The organism is Actinopolymorpha sp. B11F2 (assembly GCF_040195635.1).
GTDB lineage: Bacteria > Actinomycetota > Actinomycetes > Propionibacteriales > Actinopolymorphaceae > Thermasporomyces.
Window position 1 is genome coordinate 40,109 of record NZ_JBEFTX010000008.1, and the last position, 25,171, is coordinate 65,279.

Genomic DNA, 25,171 nt, shown 5'->3' on the forward strand with positions numbered 1-25,171 from the left:
GCCTACCTCCCGCGCTCGGCTTCGTAGTAGACCCAACGGCGTTGGAGGCGGAACATCACCACGGTCAGCCCCACGATGACGAGAAACAGCAGCCACGACAGTGCCGCTGCGTACCCGACATTGAAGTACTGGAACGCGTTGCGGTAGAGGAACACCATGTACATCAGCGCGGAGTCCTCAGGCCCCGAACTGCCCGTGCCGGTGGGAGTGTAGATCAGGTAGACGATCGTGAAGACCTGGAACGACCCGATGATGCCGAGTACGAGGTTGTAGAAGATGATCGGCGACATCATCGGGACCGTGATGTGCCGGAACTGACCGACGGTGCCGGCACCGTCGATCTCGGCCGCTTCGTACAGCTGTTGGGGGAGTCCCTGCAGTCCGGCGAGGAAGACCAGCATCGTCCCGCCGAGGCCCATCCAGAGCCCGATCATCACAAGAGCGGGAATGGTGAGTCCGGGTTCGATCAACCATCCGGGGCCGGGTATGCCAACGAAGTCGAGCAGGTTGTTCAGGAGGCCGAAGTCGCGGTTGAGGATCCAGCGCCACAGGGCGGCGGCGGCCGCTGCGGGTACGAGCGTCGGGAGATACCAGATGGTGCGGTAGATGCTGATGCCGCGAACCTTCTGGTTCATGAGGATGGCCACCATGAAACCGGTGATGAGCGTCAGGGGGATCGCGAGAACGCTGTAGTAGATCGTCGCCGACAGCGACTTGAGGAACAACTCGTCGGAGAACATCTCCAGGTAGTTGCGCAACCCGATGAAGGTCGGCGCGTCGACGATCTTGTACTCGGTGAAGCTCAGATAGAACGTGAAGACAATGGGGTACGCCGTGAAGATCAGCAGGCCAAGGATCACCGGCGCGGCGAAGAGGTACCCGTGCACCGCCTCCTGCCCCCAGCGCCGGCGCGACCGCTTCGCCCCTGACCGCCTGGTGCCAGCGTCAGCGGGCTGAGCGGCGGGCGGGGAATAAGGCATACAAAATTAGTAATGGTGGCCCGCGTGGCAGGTCAACGGAACGCGGCATCGGTGGACACTCTTGGCCGCCACGCGCCGTGTCCGGGTAGCTGTGATCTGTCAATGCGCCGTTGCGACCTCTCCGCCGAACACTGCACTGGTGGTCAACCCCAGTGCGCTGGCGTACGAGGGGCCCCGACCGACCGGTCGCAAGACTGGCCCATGTCAGCGGCCGAGTAGGACTGCGGGAAGGTGAACGTGAACGGAATGCGCCGCGCTGTCCATGCACCGCGGGTGGGTCGAGACTCGACAAGGGTCGGATCGTCGCAGTCGCGGCAGGCAGTGCCCGGGTGGACCGGCTGATCACGACGCCCGGCTGGCCGCGCGACTCAGTGACTCAGCCTGACACCGCCATCTCGCCGAGCTCGGACCAGTCCTCCTGCGGGACCTTGAAGTTCACGATCCGCGGTGTCTCGACGAGGTGGGGCGGCAGCGTCTCGCGTGCCTTCGCGAAGTGAGCGGACTGAACGTGCGCCGCCCCGGCGTCGTCGTCACGAAACGCCTCCACCAGGACGTACTCGGCCGGGTCGTCAAGGCTCCGCGACCAGTCGAACCACAGGCAGCCGGGTTCACCGCGGGTCGCCCGCGTGAACTCCTCGACGATCGCCGGCCACTGGTCGGCCGACTCGGGCCGCACGCGGAACTTCGCGGTGATGAAGATCATGGACGTCCTCTTTCGTACGTACGAACGACGTTGCACGGCACGCTCACTCGCGGGCAACGACGCGTGCCCCACACTAGAGGTTCACGGTCCATCGAGCAGAGGCACACGTGCTACGTCGCGACCCGCTGGGCATCGATGGCGAGCCAGTCGCGGTAGGACGCGGTCCGGCGTACCTCCTCGACGACGAAGCCGGCGGCGGCGAGATGCGCGGCGAGGTCGCGTTCGCGGTGGTAGGTGAACCAGCGCCGACGTTGCGAGCCGTAGTTGAACGCGACCTCCCACGCCTCGCCGTCGCCGTCGGCCACGGACAGGTGGAGCCGGCCGCCGATGCGTACGGCTCGGGCGAACTCGGCGAGCACGCCCGGCACGTCCGCACGGGGGAGGTGGAGCAGTGCGGCCTGGCACCAGACGGCGTCCATGGATCCGGTACGCAGCGGAAGCTGGCGCATGTCGGCCCGCGCGGCGCCGGTCAGCCCGCCGGTCCGGAGCTGGCCGGCGGACAGGTCGAGGCCGACGACCCGGAACCCGTGCGCGCGCATGGCGCGGACCTCCCGGCCGGGACCGCAGCCGACGTCGGCCACCCAGCTTCCGGGCGGGAGAACGGCGGCGAGGGCAGCGATGTCGTCGTTGAGCGACCGAGGGTCGACGGTCGAGTTCCGCCGGAGGTATTCGGATGCGATCGCGTCGTAGGTCTCCTGCGTTTCGGCAATCGGCTCCGCCATGGCCGCGACGTTACCGGCGTGCCCAGAGCGCTCGATAGTGCAGAACCCGACAACGCCGCAGCCGATGGTTCAGAACTCGACGACGACCTTGACCTCGTCGTCGTCACGGTCGAGGGCGCTCTGCCAGGAGGTGAGCGGCACGCGCCGGGTGAGGAGGCGGCAGAGCCAGGAGCGGTCCACGCGCAGCAGGGTGTCGACGGCCTGGGCGTAGTGCCGGCGGCCGGCGTTGACCGTGCCCACCAGTGCGGCGTTCGCGCGCAGCAGCATCGGCGGGACCGAGCCGGGGTCGGCGGCGCCGCCGGCGATGAGCATCATCACGCCGGCCTGGCCGAGCAGAGCGGTGGCCGGCCCGATCAACCCGGCCGCCCCTGAACACTCGAAGGCCAGGTCGAAGCGGGGACCGTCCGCGAGGGTGCCGAGGTCGTCGGTGTACGCCGCACCGAGCGTGGTCACGAGGTCGGGCTTCACACCGGTACGCATCCGGTCGAGCACGGTCACGTCGAGCCCGGCGTCGCGGCCGGCGGCGGCGGCGAGCAGACCGATCGGCCCCGCGCCGGTCACCAGGAGGCGCGCGGGCGTGGAGGGTCCCCGTCGGGCGACGTAGAAGGCGGTCTCGAGTGCCTTGCACACGACCGACATCGGCTCGACGAGGACGCCCAGCTCGCCGAGGCTGTCGGGAACGGGAACCAGGTAGGCGGGCTCGCTACGCCAGCGGGTCCGGCCGAAACCGTCGGCACCCTTGATACCGCGTTCGGTGTAGGCACCGCTGGTGCAGAAGTCCCAGTCACCACGGGCGCAGGCGGCACACTCGGCGCAGGGCCGCCGCACGATGCCGGTGACCAATTGCCCGGGCGCGAACCCGGAGGTCGGCGGTGCCTCCACGACCTGGCCGACCGCCTCGTGGCCCAGCACCAGCCGGGGCGCGTCGGGGCCGGACGCGGACGCACGGTGTGTACCGCCGACAAGGTGCAGGTCGGTGCCACAGACCCCGACGAGGAGGGTACGCACGAGCACGGAGCCTTCGCCTGGTCCGGGCTCGGGAACGGCGAGCGTCGCCGCCGTGTCACGCCGGCCCCGCACGACGCTCATTGCCAGGTTCGTCACGGGCGTCACCAGGAGACGATCGTCTCGCCGGTCAGGCGGGCCGACGCCGGGCCGACGAGGAACAGCACGATCGAGGCCATGTCCGCCGGTTCCGCGACGCGTTGCAGCCGGGACCGGTCGCTCTGGTCGGGGACCTCCCGGGTAGCGCGGAACCGCCCGGTATAGGTCGCGGTCGGCGCGATGCAGTTGACGTTCACGTCGTACGGACGAAGCTGCTCGGCCAGGCACCTGGTGTAGTGCGCGTTCGCCGCCTTCGCCGCGGCGTAGATGAGGCCGTTGCGGGCCGGTAGGTGTCCGGCGACCGAACCCACGTTGACGATCCGGCCGGTACGTCGTTCGCGCATGTGCCGGCCGGCGTACTTGCAGGCGTACATCGTCGTGAGGACGTTGTTGTCCACGACGGCGCGGATGTCGTCGGGGTCGATGTCGAGCGCGTCGTTCGGCTCCGGCCGGGGGGTCTGCGCGCCGATGTCCCCGCCGGCGTTGTTGACCAGGATGTCGAGCTGACCGAACGCCTCGACCACGTCCGTGATCAGACCAGCGGTCTGGGCGGCGTCGGTCAGGTCGGCGGCGAAGAACCCGGACCCCCGGCCGAGCGCGCGTACCTCGTCCGCCACCGCCTCTCCGGACTCGGCCTCGCCGAATCGCGCGGCCGCGGCCCCGTCCAGGTCGTGGATCGCGACGTCGGCGCCGTGGCGGGCGAGCTCGAGCGCGTAGTGGCGGCCGAGTCCACGGCTCGACCCGGTGACGAGCGCGACCTTGCCGGTGAGGTCACCGCCCGGGTGGTCCTGCGCGGTCATCGGTCTCCTGCCCGAGTGGTCTGCAGTGCGTGGACGTACGCGAGGCTCGCGGTCAGCTGGCGTTGCTCGTAGGCGACGATGGCCTCGGCCGGTTCGCCGCGTTCGGCGGGCGTCCGCCAGTCGCCTCCCGGCCGGACGTTCGCGCGGACGACGCGCAGCGCCTCGGCCAGCTGGGCGGGCGTACGGGAAGGCGGGTAGTCGGGCCAGAAGTCGGGCGCGAACACCCGGATGTCGCGTGCCTGAAGCGCACCCAGCTCGATCGCCATCGTGACGCCCGGCACGGCCTCGTCGAGCAGGTCCAGCAACGCCGGGAAGTCGGTCAGCCCCTGACCGAGGGGGCAGCGGACGAGCAGATAGCCCTCCTCGCTCCACCACGTCCAGTAGTCCTTGAGGTGGACGTTCTTGACATACGGTGCGACGCGGCGGAAGTAGTCGACCGGTTCCTCCGCCGTTCCCAGCGGGTTGCCGGTGTCGAGGTTGATACCGAAGGACGGCGATCCGATCGACTCACACAGCCACAGGAGTTCTTCCGACGCGAGGTCCTGGTGGTTCTCCACGGCGAGGTTGATGCCCGCGCTCTCCGCGGTGCCGGCGGCCACCTTCAGCTTCGCCTGCACCTCGGCGAGGAAGGGTTGCCAGCGGCCGGCCAGGGGTCGCCGGTCGCCGCCGATCTTGGCGCCGCCGACGACGGTACGGACAGTGGGAGCGCCCACCCGCGCGGCCAGCTCGATCACCCGGGCCAGTGCCTCGGGGTCGTAGCCGCCGGTGTCGACCGTGATGAACAGACCTCGTTCGGCCGCCTCGCTGCCCAGCTTCTCGACGTCCTCACCCTCGAGGAACGTGGCCGGCATCTCCACGCCGGTCAGGCCGTACGTCTGTGCCAGGTCCATCATTGCCCGCGCGGTGATGCGCGGCCGACCGGCGTCGGGGTTGAGACCCATGCTGTAGGTGGTGCCGTACGCGGAGAGTCCCACGCGCAGAGGTGACGGGCTCATTGGGCGGTCCACCCTCCGTCGATCACGAGTTCCGAGCCGGTCATGAAGCTCGACGCGGCCGAGGCGAGGAACACGATCGCGCCACTGAGCTCGTCAGGATTTCCCCATCGCCCCAGGGGGATCCGGTCGACGAAGAACTTGTTCGTCTCCGGGTTCTCGATGACCGGGATGTTGAGGTCGGTGGCGAACGGTCCCGGGCACAGCGCGTTGACGGTGATGCCGTGGCCGGCCCACTCGAGTGCGAGCACCTTGGTCAGCTGCATCACGGCCGCCTTGCTCGAGCAGTAGGCGCTGCGGTCGGGGAGTGCGGACAGGCCCAGCATCGAACCGATGTTGATCACCCGGCCGTAGCCCTGCGCCTTCATGTGCGGCGAGACGGCCCGGGCGAACAGGTACGGCGCCTTGAGGTTGGTCGCCTGCACGCGGTCCCAGCTGTCCTCGTCGAACTCCTCGATCGGCTTGCGGATGTTGATCCCGGCGTTGTTGACCAGGATGTCGATCCGGCCGAACTCCTCGGCCACCGTGGTGACCACGTGGGCCACGTCGTCGGCGCGGGTCACGTCCCCGCCCACTCCGAGCGCGCGGACGCCGGTGGACTCGGCGATGCCGGCCGCCGCCTTCCTTGCCTGCTCCTCCTGGCGGCTCGTCACGGCGACGTCGGCGCCGGCGGCGGCGAGCGCCGTCGCCATCACCAGACCGAGGCCGCGGTTGCCTCCGGTGACCAGGGCGACCCGGCCGTTGAGTCCGAACGACTCCAACCCCATGAACGAAACCTCACTTCGCGACGATGGCGATCTTGGCGATCCTTGCGGTCCTTGTGACCTTGGCGATCCGGAACGGACGAGCGGCGAGGGACGCGCCGGGCCGGGCGCCACGTTGCGCCCACCCGCCGCTCCCGGAGAGAAACGGGGCGAATTGGCCGACCGGGGTCCTTGCGACGGAGCCCTCCACAGGCGGGAGCGGGATGGAAAAGGCGTCCCGCGCCAGGTGTCCAGCATTTCGGACGCTATTTACGCCCCGCAACAGGTGTCAAGGAATTGCCGGATCTCGACCGGACTCCAGGCAGAATGATCACGTATGCGTGATCATTCCCCACGTGCACGGTGAATCGGGCGCGCATTGTGGGGAACTGGCGCACAAGGCGCGCAGCGTGGGTGGCCGTACGACGTGCCGCACAATGGACGGATGCCCGGGAACGAGCCGGCCGAGGAATGGGTGAGCAGGCGGCCCTCGCCGGCCCTGCGACCGTTCGTGGCGGAGTACGTCGGTTACCTGCAGGCCGGTCGGGCGCCTGGGATCCATCGCGGCCTGCCCTCGCCGTACCTCACCCTGATCGTCACCCTGGACGAACCCGTCACGATCGCCGCCCATCCGGATCCTGCCATCCCGCCAGGCCGGTACGACACGCTGATCGGCGGCCTGCACACCGCTCCCGCCCTGATCAGCCACGAGGGACGGCAGTCGGGGATCCAGCTGGCGCTCAACCCCTGCGGCGCGAGGGCACTCCTCGGGTTGCCGGCCGGGGAGCTCGCCAGCGTGGACGTCGACGGCACAGAGATCCTCGGGTCACTCGCGAACGAACTGCACGAGCGCATCCGGACCGCGGCGGCCTGGCCGCGACGCCTCGCCATCCTCGACGAACTCCTCCTGCGACGACTCGACCAACTCGGCCACCACCGCGACCACCATCCAGCCCGCCCTTTCCCGCCCGAGCTCCTCCACGCCTGGCGGCGGCTTCTGGCGAGCGGGGGAACGTCCTCAGTGGCCGAGGTCGCGCAGGAGGTCGGGTGGAGCGACCGGTACCTCGCGCGGCACTTTCGTACCGAGATCGGGCTCACCCCGAAGGTCGCCGCGCGGGTCATCCGGTTCGACCGGACCCGGCGGATCCTGCAGCGCCACGCCACACCTGCCGACGACTCCGGCCCGAACCTCGCCACCCTGGCCGCGGAGTCCGGCTACTACGACCAGGCCCACCTGGCGAGAGAGTTCCGGTCGCTGGCGGGATGTCCGCCGAGCCGGTGGCTGGCCGAGGAGTTCGGAAATTTCCAAGTCGCACCGGACCTCGACCGGACAGCATCGAGGCCATGACTGACAACGCACCTGGCACGGCTGCCATCTGGCCGACCCTCCGCGCCCGAGACGCGCGAGCCTTGATCCGCTTCCTGGTCGACACCTTCGGCTTCGTCGAGACGGCGGTCTTCGGCGAAGGGGACCGGGTCGACCACGCGCAGCTGTCCTGGCCCCTGGGCGGCGGGATCATGCTCGGCTCGGTTCGCGATGCGGGCACCGACGACCCGTGGCCGCAGCAGCCGGGACACGAGGGCGTCTACGTCGTCACCGACGACCCGGACGCCCTGTACGCCCGCGCCAAAGCCGCGGGCGTGGACATCCTCCAGGAGCTCCGCGACGAGGACTACGGCTCGCGCGGGTTCGGCGTCCGAGACCCGGAGGGCAACCTCTGGTCGTTCGGCACCTACCGCGGCGAACCCACGAAGGACGCCTGAGCCGAGCTGGAGCCCGGTGGGCCAGCAGCCCCGGGGCGGGGTACAGAGGACCTTCACGCCGAGGACGCGGGGGGATCGGCCCCGAAGAGCGGCAGTACCACCTCGTCCACGATCTCGACGATGACCTCGTCGGGGATGGGTACGCCGTTGAAGAGGAAGTACGTACGAAGCAGCGCCTGTCCGGTCTCGAGCCGGCGAGGAGTCACGACGCCGGGGTCGATCTCGCCGCGCTCGGCCGCCCGGCGGGCGATCTCTCCCATGACCATCCGGCCGGTTCCCTGCGAGTGCTGGCGTACCTGTCTGGTGGTGGCCTGGTCACGCAGGACGTCGCTCAGCAGACCGCGCATCGCCTCGCCGGCAGGTCCCGCGAGCGCGTCGGCGGAGGCGCGGAGGCTGGCGAGGACATCACCGCGCAGCGTCCCCGTGTCCGGAGGCGCGGTCGGGTCGGGCAGGGCGTGGTAGACCGCGTCCATCGCGAGCTCGATCCGGGTCGGCCAGCGACGGTAGAGCGAGGCCTTGCTCGCCCGCGCACGTTCGGCGACGCGTTCCATGGTCAGTTTCGCGTAGCCGTGCTCGGCGAGTTCGTCGAGCGTGGCCTGGAAGATGGCGGCGGTGAGGGCGTCTCCGCGCCGCCGCGGCTGGCTGCGGTGGTCGGTGGCCGCCCTGGCCGGAGGGTCGTGCGCTTCGCGGGCCACAGGAGATCCTAGGAAGCTTCCGGGATGGCCGCGGTCACCCGTCCTGTGTCGCCGTCGACGGTGACGAGCTGTCCGTCGCTGAGCACGCTGGTTGCCCGGCCGGTGCCCATGACGGCGGGCAGGCCGTACTCCCGGGCGACGATCGCGGCATGTGAAGCGATCCCGCCGGCATCGACCACGACCGCCGCCGCGCGTGGGAACAGCGGTGTCCACGCCGGATTGGTGTACGGACAGACGAGGACGTCGCCAGTCTGCAGGTCACCGAACCGGTCCGGTCCGCGGATGACCTTGACCGGTCCCGTGACGGCGCCACCGCCGGCGCCGGTTCCGGTGACCAGCGCGTCCCCCTCGTCGCTGGTGCGCGGGAAGACCAGCGCAGGATCGATCAGGCGTACGCCGGACAACTCGTCGCGCCTGGCCGCCCTCGCCCGGACCACTGCGCGCACCTGCGATGCGGTCGCGTCCGGGAGAGCGGTCACGTCGGGGAGCGCTTCGAGCTCCTCGAGACGCAGGTGGAACACGTCCTCGGAGACGTTCAGCACTCGGGCCTCGCACAGCCGGCGTCCCATCTCCAGCAGGGAACGCCGCAGGACCGGCAAGGGCTTGGTGAAGTAGAAGTGCGAGTCCTCGCGGAAGGCGATACCCGCCCGGGCCGCCTCGACCCAGCGCCGGATTCTCGCCCGCGCCCACGGCCGGCGCAGCAGTGGATGGTCGAGCACGTCGGCCATCGCCGCACCTGCCCGGTCGGCCTTGGCATCGGTATCGGCATCAGCATCGGCATCGGCGTCGGGACCACTCCGCGACCGCGCCCCGGCGAGCACCTTGACCAGCCCCAGGGCCGTCTCCGGAGCCTCGCCCCAGGTGGGTGGCGACACGAGAATCGGGCTGGCGGTCTCGCGATGTCCGTACTCACCGAGGAAGTCCTCGAACGCCCGCGCGAACCCGTCGAACGCCGGATCCGCGATCACGTCGACCAGCTTGACCGCGTCGAACCGCGCGAACGCGTCCGCCAGTCGGGCATCGGCGCGTACCAGATCGGCGAGTCCAGCCAGAGCACGGTTGGCCGCCTCCGTCCTTGTGTGCGCGCCGAGGATCAGGTCGCCCAGCAGGCGCCGTCGCCGCACCAGTGTGAGCGCGACGAGCAGCCGCAACAGCGCGAGTCCGGACCGGGGAAGGTAGTCGATGCGCAGGTCGGCGACCGGCTTCTCCAGGTCCAGAGCGGTCCGCGGGACCCGGACGAGCTCTGACCAGGAAAGGCCCTGCAGATCGACGCGGGCGAGTGCGTCCGTACGCCGGAGGAACTCGACGAAGCGCGGGTCCTCCGTCCACCGTGCCGGGTCGTACCGGCCGGCGCGGCGGGCGAGCCGGAACGGCGCCACGAGCACCCTGGGCGCGAGGCGCGGCGATGGCGGCACGACCCGGTCCACCACGCCGTCCTCCTCGTGGAGGATGTCGTCGAAGGTCCGCACCACACCGACGCTCGCCGCCACCTTTGCCATGAGCCCGGCTGGTCCGTACGGCAGCCAGGTCGTCATGTCGATGGGGTACGGGCGGACCGGAAGATACTCGAGCAGGACCGACGCCATGCGCCGCTGTACGTGGTTGAGCCGGACAGGGGGCGGCGGCAACGCGGTCATCGGGCGCGACTGCACCAACCACAGCTGCCCGTCGGCGTAGGCCCACTCGATGTCCTGGGGACGTCCGAAGTGGCTGGCGACCGCGGTTCCCAGCCGGGCGAGCTCTGCCAGCACGGCCGCCGGCAGCGGAGGCGTGTCGGTGACCGGACCCTTGTCCTGGCTGACGCCGCCGCCCGGCGTCGACGTGACGACGACCTCGTGCCGCCCGGGCGTGCGTTCCTTGACCCTGCCGCCGGCGTCCAGGACGTAGTGGTCCGGTGTGACGAGGCCCGAGACGACGGCCTCGCCGAGCCCGGTGCTGGCGTCGACGACGATCTCGCTCCGGTCGCCGGAGACCGGGTTAGCCGTGAACATGACGCCCGCCGTCTCGGCCTCGACCATGCGCTGGACGACGACGGCGATGCGTACGTCGGCGGAGTCGATCCGCCGCTTACGGCGGTAGGCGATCGCCCGGTCGGTCCACAGCGATCCCCAGCAGTGGCGTACGGCGTCGACCAGGGCGGCGGAACCGACGACGTTGAGATAGGTGTCCTGCTGGCCGGCGAACGCCGCGCCGGGCAGGTCCTCCGCCGTGGCGCTCGAGCGGACCGCGACCGGGCCGCCGCCGAGCTTCGCGTGGGCGTCTGCGAGCGCGGCTCGGAGTGCCTCGGGAACCTCGACCGCGGCGAACCCGGCGCGAATCGCGGCACCGTCGCCACCGTCAGCGCCCAGCACGTCGGCGATGTGGACCCGGAGCCCGGAGGCGTCAAGGACTCGTTCGTACGCATCGGTGGGGACGACGAACCCGTCGGGGACCGGGAAGCCGGCCCGGACCAGCTCGCCCAGGTTGGCGCCCTTGCCGCCTGCTGCACCGATGTCGTCGCGGCCGAAGTCGCTGAGCGAGGTGACGTGCCAGTCCGTCATGGCAGTTGCTCCTCGTGTCGTCGGGAGGCGGTGGCGTCGTCGTGGGTGGCGACCTGGGCGGTGGGCTCGTGGTGCGCGTCGACATGGGCAGTGGTCCGCAGGGGGCGTACCGGCAGCGCGAGCGCGAGAACGAACGCCAGCACGAGCAGCGGCGCCATCGCGCCGAACACCGGTGGCGCGGCGGTACCGAACGCCGCACTGACGGCGGACCGCACACCCTCTGGAAGCTGCGCCAGGGCGTCGGGGGAGAGGCTCTCGATCCGGCCGCCGCCGAGCCGGTCCGTGAGCCCGGCGGGCAGGCGTTCGGTGAAGCGCCAGGTCACCAGTGCTCCGACGACCGCCACCCCGACCGAGGCGCCGATCTGGCGGAGGAAGGTCACGGCCGACGTCGCCGCACCAAGGTCGGGATAGCTCACGGAGTTCTGTGCCACCAGGACCATGACCTGCATGACGAGACCGACCCCGAGTCCGGTCAGGAGCAGCACGGTCGCGAGAACCGCGGGAGGAGCGCCGGCGCCGACAAGGGCCAGCAGTGCCAGTCCGGTCGCCGTGAGGGCGGTACCGGCTACCGGGAAGGCCTTGTACTTCCCCGTCCGCGTGATGAGCCGACCGGACACCACCGTGGTGAGCAGGACGCCGGCCATGAGTGACGTCACCAGCAACCCCGCCTGCGTGGCGGTCGTCCCCAGGGCGATCTGCAGGAACGCCGGGACGTAGGTGACGGTACCGAAGAGCGCGAACCCGATGAGGAAACTGATCGTGACCGGGATGGCGAACGCCGGGTCGCGGAACAGCCGTAGCGGAAGGATCGGGTCGGTGGCAAGCCTGGTCGTGACGAGCCAGCCGGCGTACCCGGCGATCGTCGCGGCGATCAGGCCTGGACGGACCCACCCCGGCACCGCGTCGAGACCGCCCACCGTGCCTGCCAGCAGGACCGTGCCGACGACTGCGGTGCCCAGGGTGAGTGCGCCGGCCCAGTCGATCGGCGGCCTGGCGGTCGGCCGGGGGATCCGGAGCGTGCCGGCCAGCAGGACGAAGGCGACCAGCCCGAGCGGCGGATAGATCGCGAAGATCCACCGCCAGCTGAGCTGGTCGACGAAGAACCCGCCGAGCAGCGGCCCACCCACGGCGGCGACGACGTACGCCGCACCGACGAACCCGAGATAGCGGCCGCGCTCACGGGGACTGACGATCTCGCCGATGAGGGCTTGGGCGCCGATCATCAACCCGCCGCCGCCCATGCCCTGGACCGCCCGGAACGCGACGAGCTGCGACATCGACCCCGCGAGCCCGCACAGGATCGCGCCGGCGACGAAAACCCCGATCGCCGCCTGCATGACGGGTTTGCGGCCGAGCCGGTCGCCGAGCTTGCCGTAGATCGGCATGACCACGGTCGCCGCGACGAGGTAGGCGACCACGACAGCGGGCATCTCCTCGAGCCCGCCGAGGTCCGCCGCCACAGTGGGCAGCGCGGGCGCCATGATCGTCTGGTCGAGGGCGCCGAGGAGCATGACGAGCAGGAGTCCCGGGAGTACGAGGGCCATCGACGTCGGCCGTCGCTGCGCCATGCCGCCACCCACCCTCGCGAGAATAGAGTACGGAGCGTTTCCAATACGCGCAGATTACTCTCCATGTATTGGAAACACAACGTTCACTATCGCCACGGGTGGTCCGTGGGCGAAGGCGGTCAGTCAGGTGCGGGTGGTGAAGTACTGCTCCGGGTTGGACGGTCCTGGCTCGGGATAGTCGGACTCGATCATCATCGTCGCGGGCACGTTGTGGAAATCCGTACGCCTGATGCAGTAACCCTTCGGCGGCAGGGCGATCCCGATCGCGTAGAACTGCTCGCGCGCCATCGCGATGACGTCGCGGAGCAACTGGTCCTGCTCGGCCGGGTCGGCGGTCGCGGCCATCTGGTCGTACAGCCGCATCTGCTCGCGCACCGCGGCCGGCGGCTCCTCGCCGCCGGCGCCCTTGGTCTGGTACCACTCCGCCCACGCCAGCGCGAAGTTCGACTCGTCGCGGTACGGCATGTAGTAGCGGGGTTCGAGGCGCGGGTCCATGCCACCGACGTCGCCCTGCCACACCACCGCGTCGAAGAGGTTGGCGTCCTTGCGTTCGTAGAACAGGTCGCCGTCCTCGGCCCGGATGTTCACATCGATGCCGACCTCGCGCCAGTATCCCCGCACCAGGTCCATCACGCTCGCCCAGGCGAAGCCGTAGTCCTGGGAGGCGATCTCGACGGAGAACCTGATCGGCGACCCGTCCGGGCCCAGCCGAAGGCCATCACCGTCGCGGTCGCTGTAACCGGCCCTGTCCAGGTGCGAGTTGGCCAGATCCACGTCGTACTCGGTGTACTGCTTGGCCAACGTCTCGTCGTAGAAGTCCGACTCCGGGCGGGGCGCCGGCTGGGCCGGCTCGCCCTGCCGCTGGTAGGCCGCGACGATGATCTCCGGTCGGTTGATGGCGTGGGAGAGTCCGATGCGGAAGTCGCGGTTGCGGAAGATCTCGCGCTTCACCGGGTCCTTGTGGCAGAGGTTCAGCGAGATGATCGCGGTGTTCATGTTCGCGTTGACCATGTCGACGAACTCGTAGCCACCCTTCTCGCGGCTCTGCGCGAGGACGGGCTTGTTCCGCAGCGAGGTGATGGTCCGCGTCTGCATGTCGAACTCGCCGTTCGTGGCCTTGAGGAGCATCACCTCCGGGTCGGTGATGATGGCGTTGACGAACTCGTCCAGATAGGGAAGCTGGCTGCCGTCGGGGTCGACCTTCCAGTAGTACGGATTGCGCTCGGCAACCACCCGGTCGCCTTCTCCGACCGGCTGCCTGATTATCCAGGCGTTGAGCGTGGGGAGCTCGGGGTTGGCCCATCTGTCGCGCTTGGCGTCGAACAGTGCCACCCAGTCGCCGAGCTTCTCCTCTTCGGCGAGCTGGTCGGCATTGTCGGCGTAGCTCGCGTGGAACTGGGACAGGTAGTGCTTCGGGAGCCGGACGAAGTCGAGACCGTACGCCTTGGTCGCCATCCGCTGGGCGAAGAGTGCGTTGGGCGCGGGGAACGTCACCCGTACCGCGTAGTCGTCGATCTTCTCCAGCGTTGCCGGGCCATCCGCGCTGAGGTAGGCGGCGGCCAGCAGCGGAGAGATGTCCTCGTTTCGCAACACGTCGTCATAGGCGAAGAGCACGTCGTCGGCGGTGAAGGGTTCTCCGTCGGACCACCGGGTGCCCTCCCGGAACCGGAAGACGTACTCGGTCGCGTCGGCGTTGACCTCGAAGGACTCGGCGACGCCCGGCACCACCTGGTCGCGGCCGAACGTGCGGGCATCGGGGCGCCATCGCAGCACCGGGTCGTAACCGACGCTGCGATCCAGCCACGCGGTGTCGGGCCCGAGCATGGCCGCCCGCCAGGTACCGCCGTACTGGCCGATGCGTTCGGCGGGCTCGACGACGAGCGGTTTCTTCGGTAGGCGTCGTCCGACCGGCGGGAGCGTACCGGCCTTGACGCGTTCGGCCAGCATGGGCGCCTCCCGGCCCTTGGACGCGGCCGGTCCGGTCGCCTTCTTCTGCGTACTCGGATCGGTCGACAGCAGGTTGCAGCCGGCTCCCGCGCCGCTGGCCAGCAGGGTCGACACGCCAATGCCGAGTGCCTGCCGCCGGGTCAGACCGTGGCGGACGTGGTTGGTCTGCTGACCCATGGTCAGGCTCCTCTCGTCGAGGCAGCGCCAGCCTTCGAATCCAACGGGCGGGCTGAACGCGGGACTGTGGAGATGCCGCCCGCCGGGCGAGACGACGACCAGCGTGGATCGCCGCAGTGTAACGATTTATCAATCTGCCACTCAATGGCGTTGCGGACGTCGCCGCGTCCGAGAGAGGACGCTGTCGTGCTTCGAAGAGACCGATGTTCGAGGTGGCCAACGTCTTGACTAAATCGTTAGACTCCGAACGACATCCATACCGGTGTGAGGAGGGCGGTTGGGCAGCGGCAAGGTCAGCCTGCGTGATGTCGCGCGCCATGCCGGCGTCTCACCGAGCACGGTGTCGAACGTCCTCAACGGCAGGGTCGGCCGGATGCGGGACGAGACCAGCGAGCGGGTACGCCAGGCCGTCCGCGAGCTCGGCTATGCGCCCAACCAGCTCGCCCGCCAGCTCCGTACCGGGCAGGTACGCACGATCGGGCTGCTCGTTCCCTCGGTGGCGAACCCGTTCTGGGGCTTCGTCGCGTTGCGGGTCGAACAGGCGGCGAGTGAACGCAACTACCAGGTGCTGCTGTGCAACGCCGAGCGCGACCCGGCGCGGGAGGCCAGGTTCGCCGAGACGCTGCTCGACTCCGGCGTCCGAGGACTGATCTTCGGGTCGTCGCCGTTGTCGTTCGACCACCTCACGACATTCGCTGGGCGTGGCCTGCAGGTCGTCGCGTTCGACCGTTCGCTCGCCGGCGCGGGCTCGGTGGTCGTCGGCAGCGTGGAGATCGACAACGTCCTCGCCGCCCGGCTGGCGACCTCCCACCTGACCGGACTGGGGCACACGCGGATCGGTTTCCTGTCCGGCCCGATCCGTACCGTCAGTCGGCGCGAGCGGCTCGCCGGGTACCGCCAGGCGTTGGAGGCGGCGGGCATCGGGTTCGACCCTGGTCTGGTGTGGGAGGGCGCGTCGGTGACGGCGTTCGGTGATGCGGAGGGGGCCGAGCTGGGTCGGGCAGGTGCGCATCACCTGCTGAGCCGGCCCGACCGGCCGACGGCGCTCTTCACGATCAACGACATGTACGCGATCGGGGCTTACGCGGGCGCTCGTGACCTCGGCCTTCGCGTGCCCGACGACCTGTCGGTGCTCGGCTTCGATGACCTGCCGGTGCTCGCGGAGGTAGCCGCGCCGCCGCTCACCACGGTGCGCCAACCGCTGCCCGAGATGATGCGTGTCGCCACCGACCAGCTCATCGGACGACTGGAAGGCGAGCGGAGTGGTGAGCCCGAGCACGTGACCGCGGCGGCGGAACTCGTCGTCCGGCAGTCGACGGCCCCACCGGGCGGTCGATGAAAGCAGCGGGCGCAGGTGCCCGGAAGCCGGCAGCTGAGCAGCCGGAGACCGCCGGAAGAGCCGCCGGAAGCTGACGACTGAGCAACGGAAGCAGGAGATGGCATGGACCGTGCGAGGGTCGCGTTGATCGGCGTCGGTGCGATGACGCAGCGGGTGCACCTTCCGTCACTGGCGTCGTTCGAGGACGTGGAGATCGTCGGTGTCTGTGACCTGGACGCCAGACGCCTGGCGGAGGTCGCGGACCAGTACGGCATCGAGGGTCGTTTCACCGACTATCGCGCGATGGCGGACGCCACGGCACCCGACGGTGTCTATGCCGTCGGCCAGCCGCACCTGATGTACGACATCTGGGTCTGGTGCCTGGAACACGGCCTCAACCTCTACGTCGAGAAGCCGCTCGGCCTCAGCTGGCACCAGGCGCGGATGCTGACCCACCTCGCCGAGACGTCGGGGGTGATCACTCAGGTCAGCCACCAACGCAGGACGTCGCCGCTCCTGGTGAAGATGCGCGAGGCATGTCTTGCCCGAGGACCGATCACCCATGCCGTGTGCGAGTTCTACAAGTGCGACCGGCGCGCATTCGTGTCCGCCCGCGACCGGATGCTCGACGACGGCGTGCACGCGATCGACACGTTGCGGTGGCTCTGCGGTGGCGAGGTCGTCGACATCGACAGCCACTGCAAGCAGGTCGGCGTACCGGACCTCAACTGGATCACGGCGACACTTCACTTCGACAACGGATCGACCGGTTTGCTGGTGGCGAACTGGGCGAGTGGGCGGAGGATCTTCAGGGTCGAGATGCACGCACCCGAGATCGCCTGTGACGCCGACCCGGAGGGGCAGGCGCATCTCTACGCCGACGGGGACACCACCGGTACGACGTACGACTCCCGTGCGGTCGCGGGCGGCGAGAGCCTCCACATCTACGGTGGGTTCCAGGCCAAGAACCGGGAGTTCGTGGACTCGCTCCTGGCGGGAAAGGAGCTCACGAGCTCACCGTTCCGCGACGCCCTGAAGACCATGCAGGTCGCGGAGAAGATCCTTGCCCAGGCACTGCTGCGCCAGTGAGCGAGCGAAGGCCGCCGAACTCAGCGAGCGGCCTTCCGGGCCGTCACACCTTGACGGACGTCTCCTAGCGCGGGTGGCCGTTGCGTGGGTCGTACGCCGGCATCATGCGCGTCTGTTCGGCCGCCACCCACGCGGGCTCCGGCTGACGCGCGCCGGGGCCGGGCTGCGTCGGTCGCATGTAGAGCCACTCGCCGTCGGCCCGCCGCTCCCGTCGTTCGACTCTGCCGACGACCCAGCGTTCGCGACCGGACGGGTCGACGCCTGCGTAGTATTCGACCGCCTCGCCAGCAGGAGCGACCGGCGGGTGGTCCTCAGCGGCGAAGGGCCGGCGCCGCTCACGCCGCTCGCGTGGTCCGCGGCTCCGGCGAGGCGCCCAGATCGCGAGCGTCGCGGCCATGCCCAGTGCGCCGACGAGCATGAGGATCCAGCCGATGACGGCGATGTCGATCCCGGAGACGTGGTAGTCGACCGCGAAGGCGAGGATGGCGCCGACAGCGATGAGAAGGATGCTGGCACCGATACCCATGGGAATTCACCTCGAGCACTTGGCTATCTCGGACTGTCCCCGTATCGACCGGCCGCCCTCGTGACAAGGGGGCGGGCGGGTCGTCGTGCCGTTCGGACACACTAGGACAAACTCATCGGGAACGCGACTGTGCCCCCCTGAACCGGCCGACAACCGCCGATCCCGGGCGCGGCGATGCGGGTGGAGCCGACCGAACCACCACGACCGAGCCAGCAAGGAGAGCTTCGTGACGAGACCGGTTGACGCGTCGCCCACCGGGCCCTCGCGGGACAGGTCCCAGCCGCCTCCGGCGGAGGACTTCCTCGACGTGGACGCCTCGCTCAGCGACGAGGAGCGCGCGAGCCGCGATCTGGTGCGTAGGTTCGGCGAGGAACGGCTGCGTCCAGGGGTGGCCGAGTGGTTCGAACGCGAGCTCTCGCGCGCTGAGGCCCGCGATGTGCTGCGCGAACTCGGCGGTCTGGGTGTGCTCGGCATGCAGCTTTCCGGCCACGGCTGTGCGGGGGTGCCGCCGGTCACCTACGGCCTCGCGTGTCTCGAGCTGGAGGCCGTCGACTCCGGGATCCGCAGCATGGTGTCGGTGCAGGGCTCCCTGGCGATGACCGCGATCGACATGTACGGGTCGGAGGAGCAGAAGTCCCATTGGCTGCCCCGGATGGCGACAGGGGAGGTCGTCGGATGCTTCGGCCTCACCGAACCGGACTCCGGCAGCGATCCGGGGAGCATGCGGACGACAGCCCGGAGGTCGGGCGCGGACTGGATCCTGGACGGCACGAAGATGTGGATCACCAACGGCGGGATCGCCGATGTGGCCGTGGTCTGGGCCCGCACGGACGACGGCGTGCGCGGGTTCCTGGTACCGACCGACTCCGATGGTTTCACCGCCAACGACATCGGCCGGAAGGCGTCGATGCGCGTCTCGGTCACGTCCGAACTCGTCCTCGACGGCGTACGCCTGCCAGCCGACGCGCTGCTGCCCGCCGCCCGCGGGCTCGGCGGGCCGCTCGGCTGCCTCAACGAAGCGAGGTTCGGGATCGTGTTCGGCGCCATGGGCGCCGCGCGGGACGCGTTCACCTGTGCGCTCGACTATGCCAAGGCGCGTACGCAGTTCGGCCGGCCCATCGCGGGATTCCAGCTCACCCAGCGAAAGCTCGCGGACATGCTTCTCGAACTCCACAAGGGAGTCCTGCTCGCCGTCCATCTCGGGCGGCTCAAGGAAGCGGGTCGACTGCGGCCGGCCCAGGTCAGCTTCGGCAAGCTGAACAACACCCGGTCAGCGCTGGAGATCTGCCGGACCGCGCGCACCATCCTCGGTGCGAGCGGCGTGACCCTCGAGTATTCCGTGCTGCGACACGCGAACAACCTCGAGTCCGTCCTGACCTACGAAGGGACCAGCGAGGTGCACACGCTGGTCCTGGGCCAGGCGCTCACCGGGCTCGACGCGTTCCGCTGATCCTGCTCACCCGAGGACGGGCCGGCGGCGGGACGTCTCGTAGGCTGCTGCGGTGATGACATCAGACTCTGCGGGCGAGGTTCCAGCGGCCGGCGGCACGGCGTACAAGCTGGTGATCTTCGACTGTGACGGCATACTCGTCGACAGCGAGCCGCTCGCCCTCCGGGTCGACGCCATGCTCTTCGCCGAGTTGGGCTGGCCGCTGTCCGAGGCGGAGATCGCCCGGCGGTTCGTCGGGCGTACGTCGGAGTACATGATGGGCGAGCTGGTCGCGCACATCGGCCGTCCCGTGCCGGCGGAGGTCGAGGAACGGTTCAACGCCCACTACCGCGAGGTGTTGGCCGCGGAGCTGCAGCCGGTGTCCGGCATAGTCGAGGCGCTCGACCAGATCACGACGCCGAGCTGTGTGGCCTCCAGCGGCGGCCACGCGAAGATGCGCTTCACTCTCGGCCTCACCGGGTTGTACGAACGGTTCGAGGGGCGGATCTTCTCGGCGAGCGAGGTGGCCCACGGCAAGCCCGCGCCCGACCTGTTCCTGCACGCGGCCGCGAGCATGGGCGTCGAGCCGGCCGACTGCGCGGTGGTGGAGGACAGCCAGTACGGCGTCGAGGCCGCCCGGGCGGCGGGCATGGCGGCGTTCGGCTATGCCGGTGGTGTCACGCCCGCGAGCCGCCTGAAAGGCCCAGGCACCGTGCTCTTCACCGACATGCGCGCCCTCCCAGAGCTCCTGGGAGCGTAAAACCGGGCCGCGACGCTGGTCGCGCTGTCGGGGCATGGCCCGGGCGCGGTTTCCTGACGCGAAGGTCACCTGGTGCTGTGGTGACGCCTTGACCAAACCGTTCGAACGGGGTTCCTTCGACGCCGTCGTGTCCAACGCGACCCTGCACCACCTGCCGGACGGCAAGGTTGCTCATCACCGCTTGAGCGAGCTCGTTCGGCCAGGCGGAACGCTGGCCGTCGTGGGCATCGCGCGGAGGGAAGGTCGGGACCTGCCATGGGCTGTGGCCGCGTGGACGGCCATCGGCATAGCCACCCGGGTACGACAGAAGTGGGCGCACACCGCGCCGCAGGCCTGGCCGCCGCCGGAGACCTTCCGCCAGGTGCGGCGGAACGCCAACGAGGTGATGCCCGGTTCTCGCGTAACCCGCCTCCTCCTGGGCCGTTACCTGATCGTCTGGCACGCGCCCTCGTAGGTCCGACGCCGCGGTCGGGCGGACCCCACACAAACCCGCTGCCCTGAGAGCTTCCCGGTTGGTAACCTGCGCGGCAGGTGGATCCGGATCTCTGCTCGAGGAGGCTTCCGATGGCGGCCCAGCTGGTGACGTCGTTCGATCCGGGGCTCGCCATGACCCTCGCGGTGAGGTAGGACCACGGCCCAGACAACGGGCCTTCCGGACCTCCCGCCAAGGCTGATCTCAGCATTCGCCCGGTGACGACGTCGCGTCCAAGCCCCGTGACGTTTCCGTCCAGCTGGGAAGGCGAATCACCGCATGCGGGTTCCCGTTCGTGCGTACTGGCAACTGTTGGCTCGTTATCTCGTCGCACACCGTCGACTGCTTGTTCTGCTCGCGGTGGTTCTGTTCGCCGGGATCGGCGTACGCCTGTTGACGCCGTGGTTCGCGGCGCGGTTCATCGATGGCGCCACCGCGGCCGCGCGGCTGCCTGACCCGGCCGCACGTGAGGCCATGCCCGGACTGGTGGTGTGGGCGGCACTGTTCTGCGTCGGAGGAGTCCTCGACCAGGTGCTGGCCCTGTCGGGCGTCCACCTGGGTTCGCATGTCGCGTGGCAGGCGACGAACCGGCTTCGCGAGGACGTCACCGATCACTGTCTGCGCCTGGACACCGGCTTTCACCACGACCACGGTCCGGGTGAGCTGGTGGAACGCGTCGACGGGGACGTCCGGGAGCTGAACAACTTCTTCTCCCAGTTTGCCCTTGTTCTGTTGGGAAACCTGGCGTTGATCGGCGGCGTGCTGGTCGTGATGCTGGCCGTCGACTGGCGGATCATGGGTGTCTTCGTCGGGTTCACCGCCGGCACGCTCTGGATCCTCAGCCGGGTTCGCGGTGTCGCCGCACCTTCGTGGCAACGTAGCCGGGCGGCCTCCGCCGACCTCTACGGCGAGGTGGAGGAACGGTTCGGCGGACTGGCCGACATCCGCGCCAACGGAGCCGGGGAGTACGTGCAGGGGCGGTTCACCTGCCTGCAGCGTGCGATGTTCCTGCGTACGCGTGCTGCCGGGATCACCAGCGTGCTCGTCGGCGGGGGCATCGAGCTCCTCATGGTGGTGGGATCGGTCGCGATCCTGGCGGTTGCCGTCGCTCTCTACCGATCAGGCGCGGTCTCGCTCGGAACGGTCTTCCTCATGGTGGCCTACACCGCCCTCGTCGTCGGGCCACTGCGTCAGATCCTGGGGCAGATCGACGACCTGCAGCGGGCGACGGCGAGCATCGGGCGGGTACGAGAACTGCTCGCCGTCACACCCACGATCTCCTCCGGTCCCGGCGCGGCCTTCGCCGGTGGCGCGGTGGCGGTGGCGGTGGAGGACGTGTCGTTCGGCTATCCCGGCCGCGACACCTCGTCGCCGGTCCTGCGTGACCTGACCTTCCGGCTGCGGCCGGGTGAGGTTCTCGGCCTGGTCGGGCGCACTGGTGCCGGCAAGACCACGATTGCCCGCCTGCTCCTGCGGTTCTACGACCCCGACACCGGACGGATCACCTTCGACGGTACGGACATCCGACAGGCCCGCCTCGACGAGCTCCGAGCGACAGTCGGCGTCGTCACCCAGGACGTACAGGTGTTCCGCGCGACGCTGCGCGACAACCTCACCCTCTTCAGACCGGGCCGCGTACCTGACGAGCGGCTCGTGACGCTGCTGGGAGAGGTCGGACTCGGCGACTGGTATGTCCGACAACCCGGCGGGCTCGACACCGTGCTCGCCTCCGGATCGGCGGGCATGTCGGCGGGAGAGGCGCAACTGCTCGCCATGGTGCGGGTCTTCGTCGACGATCCCGGCCTGGTAATCCTCGACGAGCCGACGTCACGGCTGGATCCGGCGAGCGAGGCGGTGGTGGAGCGGGCGTGGGACCAGCTGTTCGTCGGCCGGACGGGCGTGATCATCGCCCATCGCCTGCGTACGCTCGAACGCACCGACACGATCCTGGTCCTCGAGCGCGGTCGGATCTCCGAGTACGGTCCGCGGGCGGTCCTGGCGCATGACTCCAGCTCCGCCTACCACCGCGCACTCCTCGCCGGCGGTCTCGAAGGCTTGGCAAGCCTCGGCGGTCCCGGATCGGCGGAGTGTGGGCGCACCGGGGGTGCGCGATGATGCTCGCCCGACTGTTCACCTACCGCCGGGGTCTGCTAGTCGGGTCTGTTCTTGCCTGGACGCTGTCGTCCTGTCTCCCGATCCTGACCGGCCTAGTGCAGCAGGCGATCTTCGAGGAACTGGACCCGAGTGCGTCCGGCCATCTCGACGGCCGGGATCTCCTGCTGCTCTTCGCCGCCCTCGCCGTCCTCGCGGTGTCCGAGCCCGCGCTGGGAGTCCTGTGGTACTGGGTGCACACCACGTTCGAGGGGACGGTGGAGGCACTCGTTCGTACCAACCTGTTCTCGTGGGTTCTCACCACGTCGGGAAGGCGCGGGACCCCGGCATCGCCGGTCACCCTGGTGGGCCATCTCCGCGACGACGTTCCCGGTCACACGTCTCTGGTCAACGAGTGGTACCGGCTCTCGGGGGAAGCGGCGTTCGTGGCGATCGCACTCGTGATCATGCTCGGCATCGATCCGCTGATCACCGTCGCGACGTTCCTGCCGCTGGCCGGTGTTGTGGGGTGTACGCACTGGATGCGCAGTCGGCTGCCGCGCTTGTGGGGCGAGGCGCGGGACGCGACCACGGCGGTGACGAACTTCGTCGGCGAGGCGTTCGAGGGCGTGCAGGCGATTCGGGTGGCGGGCGCCGAAACGGCCGTGGTGCGACGCTTCGCGCACCTCAATGACCTCCGCAGGAAGGCCGAGGTCCGCAGTCTCGTCGCGGCGAGGCGGATCGACGCGATCACGGTGGCGACGACCATCGCGGGCCGCGGGCTGGTCCTGCTCACCGGGGCCGGCGCGATGGTCGCGGGCCGCTTCACCGTCGGCGACTTCATCCTTTTCGCGTTCTATCTCGACTGGATGCTCATGCTCCCGCGTCGAGTCGGCCGGGTGCTCAGCCAGCGCAGGACCAGCGAGAAGTCCCTGGAGCGGCTGCGCGAGGTCATGGGGACGACACCCGTGTCAACGCTCGTGGCGCATCGAGCCGTCCATCTGAGCGGTCCAGGGTCGCAGCCGTCTTCCACGCGGTCCGCGAGTGTCCACGTGGTCGAGCCGACGGCCAGCCGCCGCGGTCGGACGCGGAGCCACGGCGGCGGTCGGCTGCGAGATCTTGTGGTCACTGACCTCTGCTACCGGCATCCGGAGACAGGTCGCGGTATCTCGGGCGTGAGTCTGCACCTGCGTGCCGGCACCCTGACAGTGGTGACCGGACCGGTCGGTGCCGGCAAGTCGACGTTGCTGGAGGTGATGCTCGGCCTGCGGGAATCGCAGTCGGGCGCGCTCTACTGGAACGGCATGCGGATCGAGGATCCGGCGACGTTCATGGTCCCGCCGAGGGTGGCGTACAAGCCGCAGGTCCCGCGGCTGTTCAGCGAACCGCTGCGCGACACGATCCTGCTCGGCCTCCCGCCGGAGAGGGTCGACCTGGAAGCGGCCCTGCGCCGTGCCGCGTTCGAGCGGGACGTCGCCGAACTGGACCGGGGACTCGACACGAGGGTGGGCAGCCGTGGTGTCCGGCTCTCCGGCGGCCAGGTCCAGCGGGCGAGTGCCGCTCGGATGTTCGTGCGTACGCCGGATCTTTGTGTCATCGACGACCTGTCCAGTGCACTCGACGAGGAGACCGAACATCTGGTCTGGGAACGCATGGACGGGGCGCGGGCGGAGGACAGGTCGGCGGCGTACCTTGTCGTGTCGCACCGGGCGGCTGTCCTCGGAAGGGCGGACCAGATCGTCGTTCTGGAGGCCGGCTCCGTGGCGTCCGTCTCTCATCCGGACCGGAGGTGAGCGGACTCACGCGTGGGTGAACAGGTCGGTCTCGGCGTTGTCGAGGACCTCCTGTAGGTGCAGGCCGCGCTGGACGTCGAGGCCCTGGGGCTTGCCGGCCGCGACCGCCGCGGCGAACTCCGTGACCATCGTGGCGGCCGAGTCCGGCCCGGCCGCCGTGGCGCAGTCGACGAACGCGGCCCCGCCGGGCCCGAAGACCTCGACCTCGGCGCGGGGCGGCCCCCCTGCCGTGGCGCACAGCGACGCCTCGCTGAACCGGCCGCCCGCGTGCTCGAGGAGCAGGCCGACCCAGCCGAGCGGATCGCCGTGGGCGCGTACGCCGACGATCCGGCCGAGTGCCGCGTCGAGCAGGTCGATCAGGTCGGGGCCCTCGCCGAGCAGGACGCCCCGCTCGAACCGCCAAGGCTGGGGGCGCTGTCGGTCGTGTGGGCTGGCGGTGACGACCCGTCCACTGCCACCGAGCGGTCGGGTCCGCGGAGCGGCCATGGCCAGGAACTGCCGGACCGGCTCGGCGTAACGCCAGTCGAGCGCGACCTGGGACACCACTCCCGCGCTGGTGACCGCCACGGCGATCTCCTCGGCTCCAGCGAGGTCGTTCGCGAGAGGCTTCTCCAGCAGAACGGCGCGTCTCGCACGGGCGGCCGCGGCGGCGAGGTCCGTCTGGACAGCCGGGGGAATGGCGAAGGCGATCGCCTCGCAGTGGTCGAGCAGGTCGGCGAACCGGTCGTAGCTGGCGACATGGTGACGGTGTGCGAGCTCACGGGCCGATTCGGGCCGGCGTGACCAGATGCCGGCAAAACGTACGTCGGCGGAGCCAGCGAGCGCCGGGGCATGGACCTCGGCGGCCCTCCGTCCCGCACCGACCAGGCCGATGGTGACGCTCACACCTTCACCATAGGCACGCGCGCCCCGGGTCGGCCCCATCCCGGTGATCATGATCGTGACCGCGAAGGTTTCC

General features: G+C 69.7%; 22 protein-coding genes. 9 read left to right on the plus strand and 13 right to left on the minus strand.

Going from position 1 to position 25,171, the window contains the following annotated elements:
* Window positions 1-2 precede the first annotated feature (2 nt).
* From ABN034_RS16135 to ABN034_RS16165, 7 genes are all read right to left on the minus strand, one after another.
* On the minus strand, window positions 3-887 hold the full coding sequence (locus tag ABN034_RS16135) for a carbohydrate ABC transporter permease (protein ID WP_349691831.1): 885 nt from the start codon (window positions 885-887) through the stop codon (window positions 3-5).
* Window positions 888-1,356: 469 nt separating this feature from the next.
* Window positions 1,357-1,683, minus strand: a complete 327-nt coding sequence (locus ABN034_RS16140) for a putative quinol monooxygenase (protein WP_349691832.1) — start codon at window positions 1,681-1,683, stop codon at window positions 1,357-1,359.
* A 110-nt stretch (window positions 1,684-1,793) separates the two neighbouring features.
* Window positions 1,794-2,405 carry a class I SAM-dependent methyltransferase gene (locus ABN034_RS16145; protein ID WP_349691833.1) on the minus strand — a complete coding sequence of 204 codons (612 nt, stop codon included), beginning with the start codon at window positions 2,403-2,405 and terminating at the stop codon, window positions 1,794-1,796.
* 69 nt (window positions 2,406-2,474) lie between these two features.
* Window positions 2,475-3,509: an alcohol dehydrogenase catalytic domain-containing protein gene (locus ABN034_RS16150; RefSeq protein WP_349691834.1), complete on the minus strand. Its 1,035-nt coding sequence runs from the start codon at window positions 3,507-3,509 to the stop codon at window positions 2,475-2,477.
* Between the two features lie 5 nt (window positions 3,510-3,514).
* Window positions 3,515-4,309: an SDR family NAD(P)-dependent oxidoreductase gene (locus ABN034_RS16155; RefSeq protein WP_349691835.1), complete on the minus strand. Its 795-nt coding sequence runs from the start codon at window positions 4,307-4,309 to the stop codon at window positions 3,515-3,517.
* Window positions 4,306-5,304, minus strand: a complete 999-nt coding sequence (locus tag ABN034_RS16160; protein WP_349691836.1) for a sugar phosphate isomerase/epimerase family protein — start codon at window positions 5,302-5,304, stop codon at window positions 4,306-4,308. The genes ABN034_RS16155 and ABN034_RS16160 overlap by 4 nt, the downstream gene beginning before the upstream one ends.
* Window positions 5,301-6,068 carry an SDR family NAD(P)-dependent oxidoreductase gene (locus ABN034_RS16165; RefSeq protein WP_349691837.1) on the minus strand — a complete coding sequence of 256 codons (768 nt, stop codon included), beginning with the start codon at window positions 6,066-6,068 and terminating at the stop codon, window positions 5,301-5,303. The genes ABN034_RS16160 and ABN034_RS16165 overlap by 4 nt, the downstream gene beginning before the upstream one ends.
* A 421-nt stretch (window positions 6,069-6,489) precedes the next feature.
* Between ABN034_RS16165 and ABN034_RS16170 the strand changes: the two genes are divergently transcribed.
* Together ABN034_RS16170 and ABN034_RS16175 are read left to right on the plus strand one after the other, a co-directional pair.
* Window positions 6,490-7,392, plus strand: coding sequence for a helix-turn-helix domain-containing protein (locus ABN034_RS16170; RefSeq protein ID WP_349691838.1), 903 nt, complete (start codon window positions 6,490-6,492; stop codon window positions 7,390-7,392).
* Window positions 7,389-7,808, plus strand: a complete 420-nt coding sequence (locus tag ABN034_RS16175; protein WP_349691839.1) for a VOC family protein — start codon at window positions 7,389-7,391, stop codon at window positions 7,806-7,808. The genes ABN034_RS16170 and ABN034_RS16175 overlap by 4 nt, the downstream gene beginning before the upstream one ends.
* 53 nt (window positions 7,809-7,861) lie before the next feature.
* On the opposite strand, the gene ABN034_RS16180 is transcribed toward ABN034_RS16175, so the two are convergent.
* From ABN034_RS16180 to ABN034_RS16195, 4 genes are all read right to left on the minus strand, one after another.
* Window positions 7,862-8,503 (minus strand): TetR/AcrR family transcriptional regulator, encoded by a 642-nt coding sequence (locus ABN034_RS16180; RefSeq protein ID WP_349691840.1) that lies wholly within the window; start codon window positions 8,501-8,503, stop codon window positions 7,862-7,864.
* An 8-nt stretch (window positions 8,504-8,511) separates the two neighbouring features.
* Window positions 8,512-11,043, minus strand: coding sequence for a PEP/pyruvate-binding domain-containing protein (locus tag ABN034_RS16185; RefSeq protein ID WP_349691841.1), 2,532 nt, complete (start codon window positions 11,041-11,043; stop codon window positions 8,512-8,514).
* Window positions 11,040-12,611, minus strand: a complete 1,572-nt coding sequence (locus ABN034_RS16190) for an MFS transporter (RefSeq protein WP_349691842.1) — start codon at window positions 12,609-12,611, stop codon at window positions 11,040-11,042. Before ABN034_RS16190 ends, ABN034_RS16185 begins: the two co-directional genes overlap by 4 nt.
* Before the next feature lie 123 nt (window positions 12,612-12,734).
* On the minus strand, window positions 12,735-14,735 hold the full coding sequence (locus ABN034_RS16195) for an ABC transporter substrate-binding protein (RefSeq protein WP_349691843.1): 2,001 nt from the start codon (window positions 14,733-14,735) through the stop codon (window positions 12,735-12,737).
* A gap of 277 nt (window positions 14,736-15,012) precedes the next feature.
* On the opposite strand from ABN034_RS16195, the gene ABN034_RS16200 reads away from it, so the two are divergent.
* Together ABN034_RS16200 and ABN034_RS16205 are read left to right on the plus strand one after the other, a co-directional pair.
* The gene (locus ABN034_RS16200; RefSeq protein ID WP_349691844.1) at window positions 15,013-16,074 is read left to right on the plus strand and encodes a LacI family DNA-binding transcriptional regulator; all 1,062 of its coding nucleotides are present in this window, start codon (window positions 15,013-15,015) and stop codon (window positions 16,072-16,074) included.
* Between the two features lie 102 nt (window positions 16,075-16,176).
* On the plus strand, window positions 16,177-17,142 hold the full coding sequence (locus tag ABN034_RS16205) for a Gfo/Idh/MocA family protein (protein WP_349691845.1): 966 nt from the start codon (window positions 16,177-16,179) through the stop codon (window positions 17,140-17,142).
* A 64-nt stretch (window positions 17,143-17,206) separates the two neighbouring features.
* Here ABN034_RS16205 and ABN034_RS16210 read toward each other — a convergent pair whose 3' ends face one another.
* Window positions 17,207-17,668, minus strand: coding sequence for a DUF6458 family protein (locus tag ABN034_RS16210; RefSeq protein ID WP_349691846.1), 462 nt, complete (start codon window positions 17,666-17,668; stop codon window positions 17,207-17,209).
* 307 nt (window positions 17,669-17,975) lie between these two features.
* Between ABN034_RS16210 and ABN034_RS16215 the strand changes: the two genes are divergently transcribed.
* From ABN034_RS16215 to ABN034_RS16235, 5 genes are all read left to right on the plus strand, one after another.
* Window positions 17,976-19,118 carry an acyl-CoA dehydrogenase family protein gene (locus ABN034_RS16215; protein ID WP_349692013.1) on the plus strand — a complete coding sequence of 381 codons (1,143 nt, stop codon included), beginning with the start codon at window positions 17,976-17,978 and terminating at the stop codon, window positions 19,116-19,118.
* 55 nt (window positions 19,119-19,173) lie between these two features.
* Window positions 19,174-19,857, plus strand: coding sequence for an HAD family hydrolase (locus ABN034_RS16220; protein WP_349691847.1), 684 nt, complete (start codon window positions 19,174-19,176; stop codon window positions 19,855-19,857).
* A gap of 34 nt (window positions 19,858-19,891) precedes the next feature.
* On the plus strand, window positions 19,892-20,311 hold the full coding sequence (locus ABN034_RS16225; protein ID WP_349691848.1) for a class I SAM-dependent methyltransferase: 420 nt from the start codon (window positions 19,892-19,894) through the stop codon (window positions 20,309-20,311).
* A gap of 297 nt (window positions 20,312-20,608) precedes the next feature.
* The gene (locus tag ABN034_RS16230; protein WP_349691849.1) at window positions 20,609-22,444 is read left to right on the plus strand and encodes an ABC transporter ATP-binding protein; all 1,836 of its coding nucleotides are present in this window, start codon (window positions 20,609-20,611) and stop codon (window positions 22,442-22,444) included.
* The gene (locus ABN034_RS16235; protein ID WP_349691850.1) at window positions 22,444-24,213 is read left to right on the plus strand and encodes an ATP-binding cassette domain-containing protein; all 1,770 of its coding nucleotides are present in this window, start codon (window positions 22,444-22,446) and stop codon (window positions 24,211-24,213) included. The genes ABN034_RS16230 and ABN034_RS16235 overlap by 1 nt, the downstream gene beginning before the upstream one ends.
* A 6-nt stretch (window positions 24,214-24,219) precedes the next feature.
* On the opposite strand, the gene ABN034_RS16240 is transcribed toward ABN034_RS16235, so the two are convergent.
* Window positions 24,220-25,098 (minus strand): Gfo/Idh/MocA family protein, encoded by an 879-nt coding sequence (locus ABN034_RS16240; RefSeq protein WP_349691851.1) that lies wholly within the window; start codon window positions 25,096-25,098, stop codon window positions 24,220-24,222.
* Between the last annotated feature and the right edge of the window lie 73 nt (window positions 25,099-25,171).

What these genes read in the sequence shown, in the direction of transcription:
- ABN034_RS16140 (WP_349691832.1), bottom strand. Translation starts at nt 1,683, where the DNA reads ATGATCTTCATCACCGCGAAGTTCCGCGTGCGGCCCGAGTCGGCCGAC.
- ABN034_RS16145 (WP_349691833.1), bottom strand. Translation starts at nt 2,405, where the DNA reads ATGGCGGAGCCGATTGCCGAAACGCAGGAGACCTACGACGCGATCGCA.
- ABN034_RS16155 (WP_349691835.1), bottom strand. Translation starts at nt 4,309, where the DNA reads ATGACCGCGCAGGACCACCCGGGCGGTGACCTCACCGGCAAGGTCGCG.
- ABN034_RS16160 (WP_349691836.1), bottom strand. Translation starts at nt 5,304, where the DNA reads ATGAGCCCGTCACCTCTGCGCGTGGGACTCTCCGCGTACGGCACCACC.
- ABN034_RS16165 (WP_349691837.1), bottom strand. Translation starts at nt 6,068, where the DNA reads ATGGGGTTGGAGTCGTTCGGACTCAACGGCCGGGTCGCCCTGGTCACC.
- ABN034_RS16170 (WP_349691838.1), top strand. Translation starts at nt 6,490, where the DNA reads ATGCCCGGGAACGAGCCGGCCGAGGAATGGGTGAGCAGGCGGCCCTCG.
- ABN034_RS16175 (WP_349691839.1), top strand. Translation starts at nt 7,389, where the DNA reads ATGACTGACAACGCACCTGGCACGGCTGCCATCTGGCCGACCCTCCGC.
- ABN034_RS16185 (WP_349691841.1), bottom strand. Translation starts at nt 11,043, where the DNA reads ATGACGGACTGGCACGTCACCTCGCTCAGCGACTTCGGCCGCGACGAC.
- ABN034_RS16190 (WP_349691842.1), bottom strand. Translation starts at nt 12,611, where the DNA reads ATGGCGCAGCGACGGCCGACGTCGATGGCCCTCGTACTCCCGGGACTC.
- ABN034_RS16195 (WP_349691843.1), bottom strand. Translation starts at nt 14,735, where the DNA reads ATGGGTCAGCAGACCAACCACGTCCGCCACGGTCTGACCCGGCGGCAG.
- ABN034_RS16205 (WP_349691845.1), top strand. Translation starts at nt 16,177, where the DNA reads ATGGACCGTGCGAGGGTCGCGTTGATCGGCGTCGGTGCGATGACGCAG.
- ABN034_RS16210 (WP_349691846.1), bottom strand. Translation starts at nt 17,668, where the DNA reads ATGGGTATCGGTGCCAGCATCCTTCTCATCGCTGTCGGCGCCATCCTC.
- ABN034_RS16220 (WP_349691847.1), top strand. Translation starts at nt 19,174, where the DNA reads ATGACATCAGACTCTGCGGGCGAGGTTCCAGCGGCCGGCGGCACGGCG.
- ABN034_RS16225 (WP_349691848.1), top strand. Translation starts at nt 19,892, where the DNA reads ATGGCCCGGGCGCGGTTTCCTGACGCGAAGGTCACCTGGTGCTGTGGT.
- ABN034_RS16230 (WP_349691849.1), top strand. Translation starts at nt 20,609, where the DNA reads ATGCGGGTTCCCGTTCGTGCGTACTGGCAACTGTTGGCTCGTTATCTC.
- ABN034_RS16235 (WP_349691850.1), top strand. Translation starts at nt 22,444, where the DNA reads ATGCTCGCCCGACTGTTCACCTACCGCCGGGGTCTGCTAGTCGGGTCT.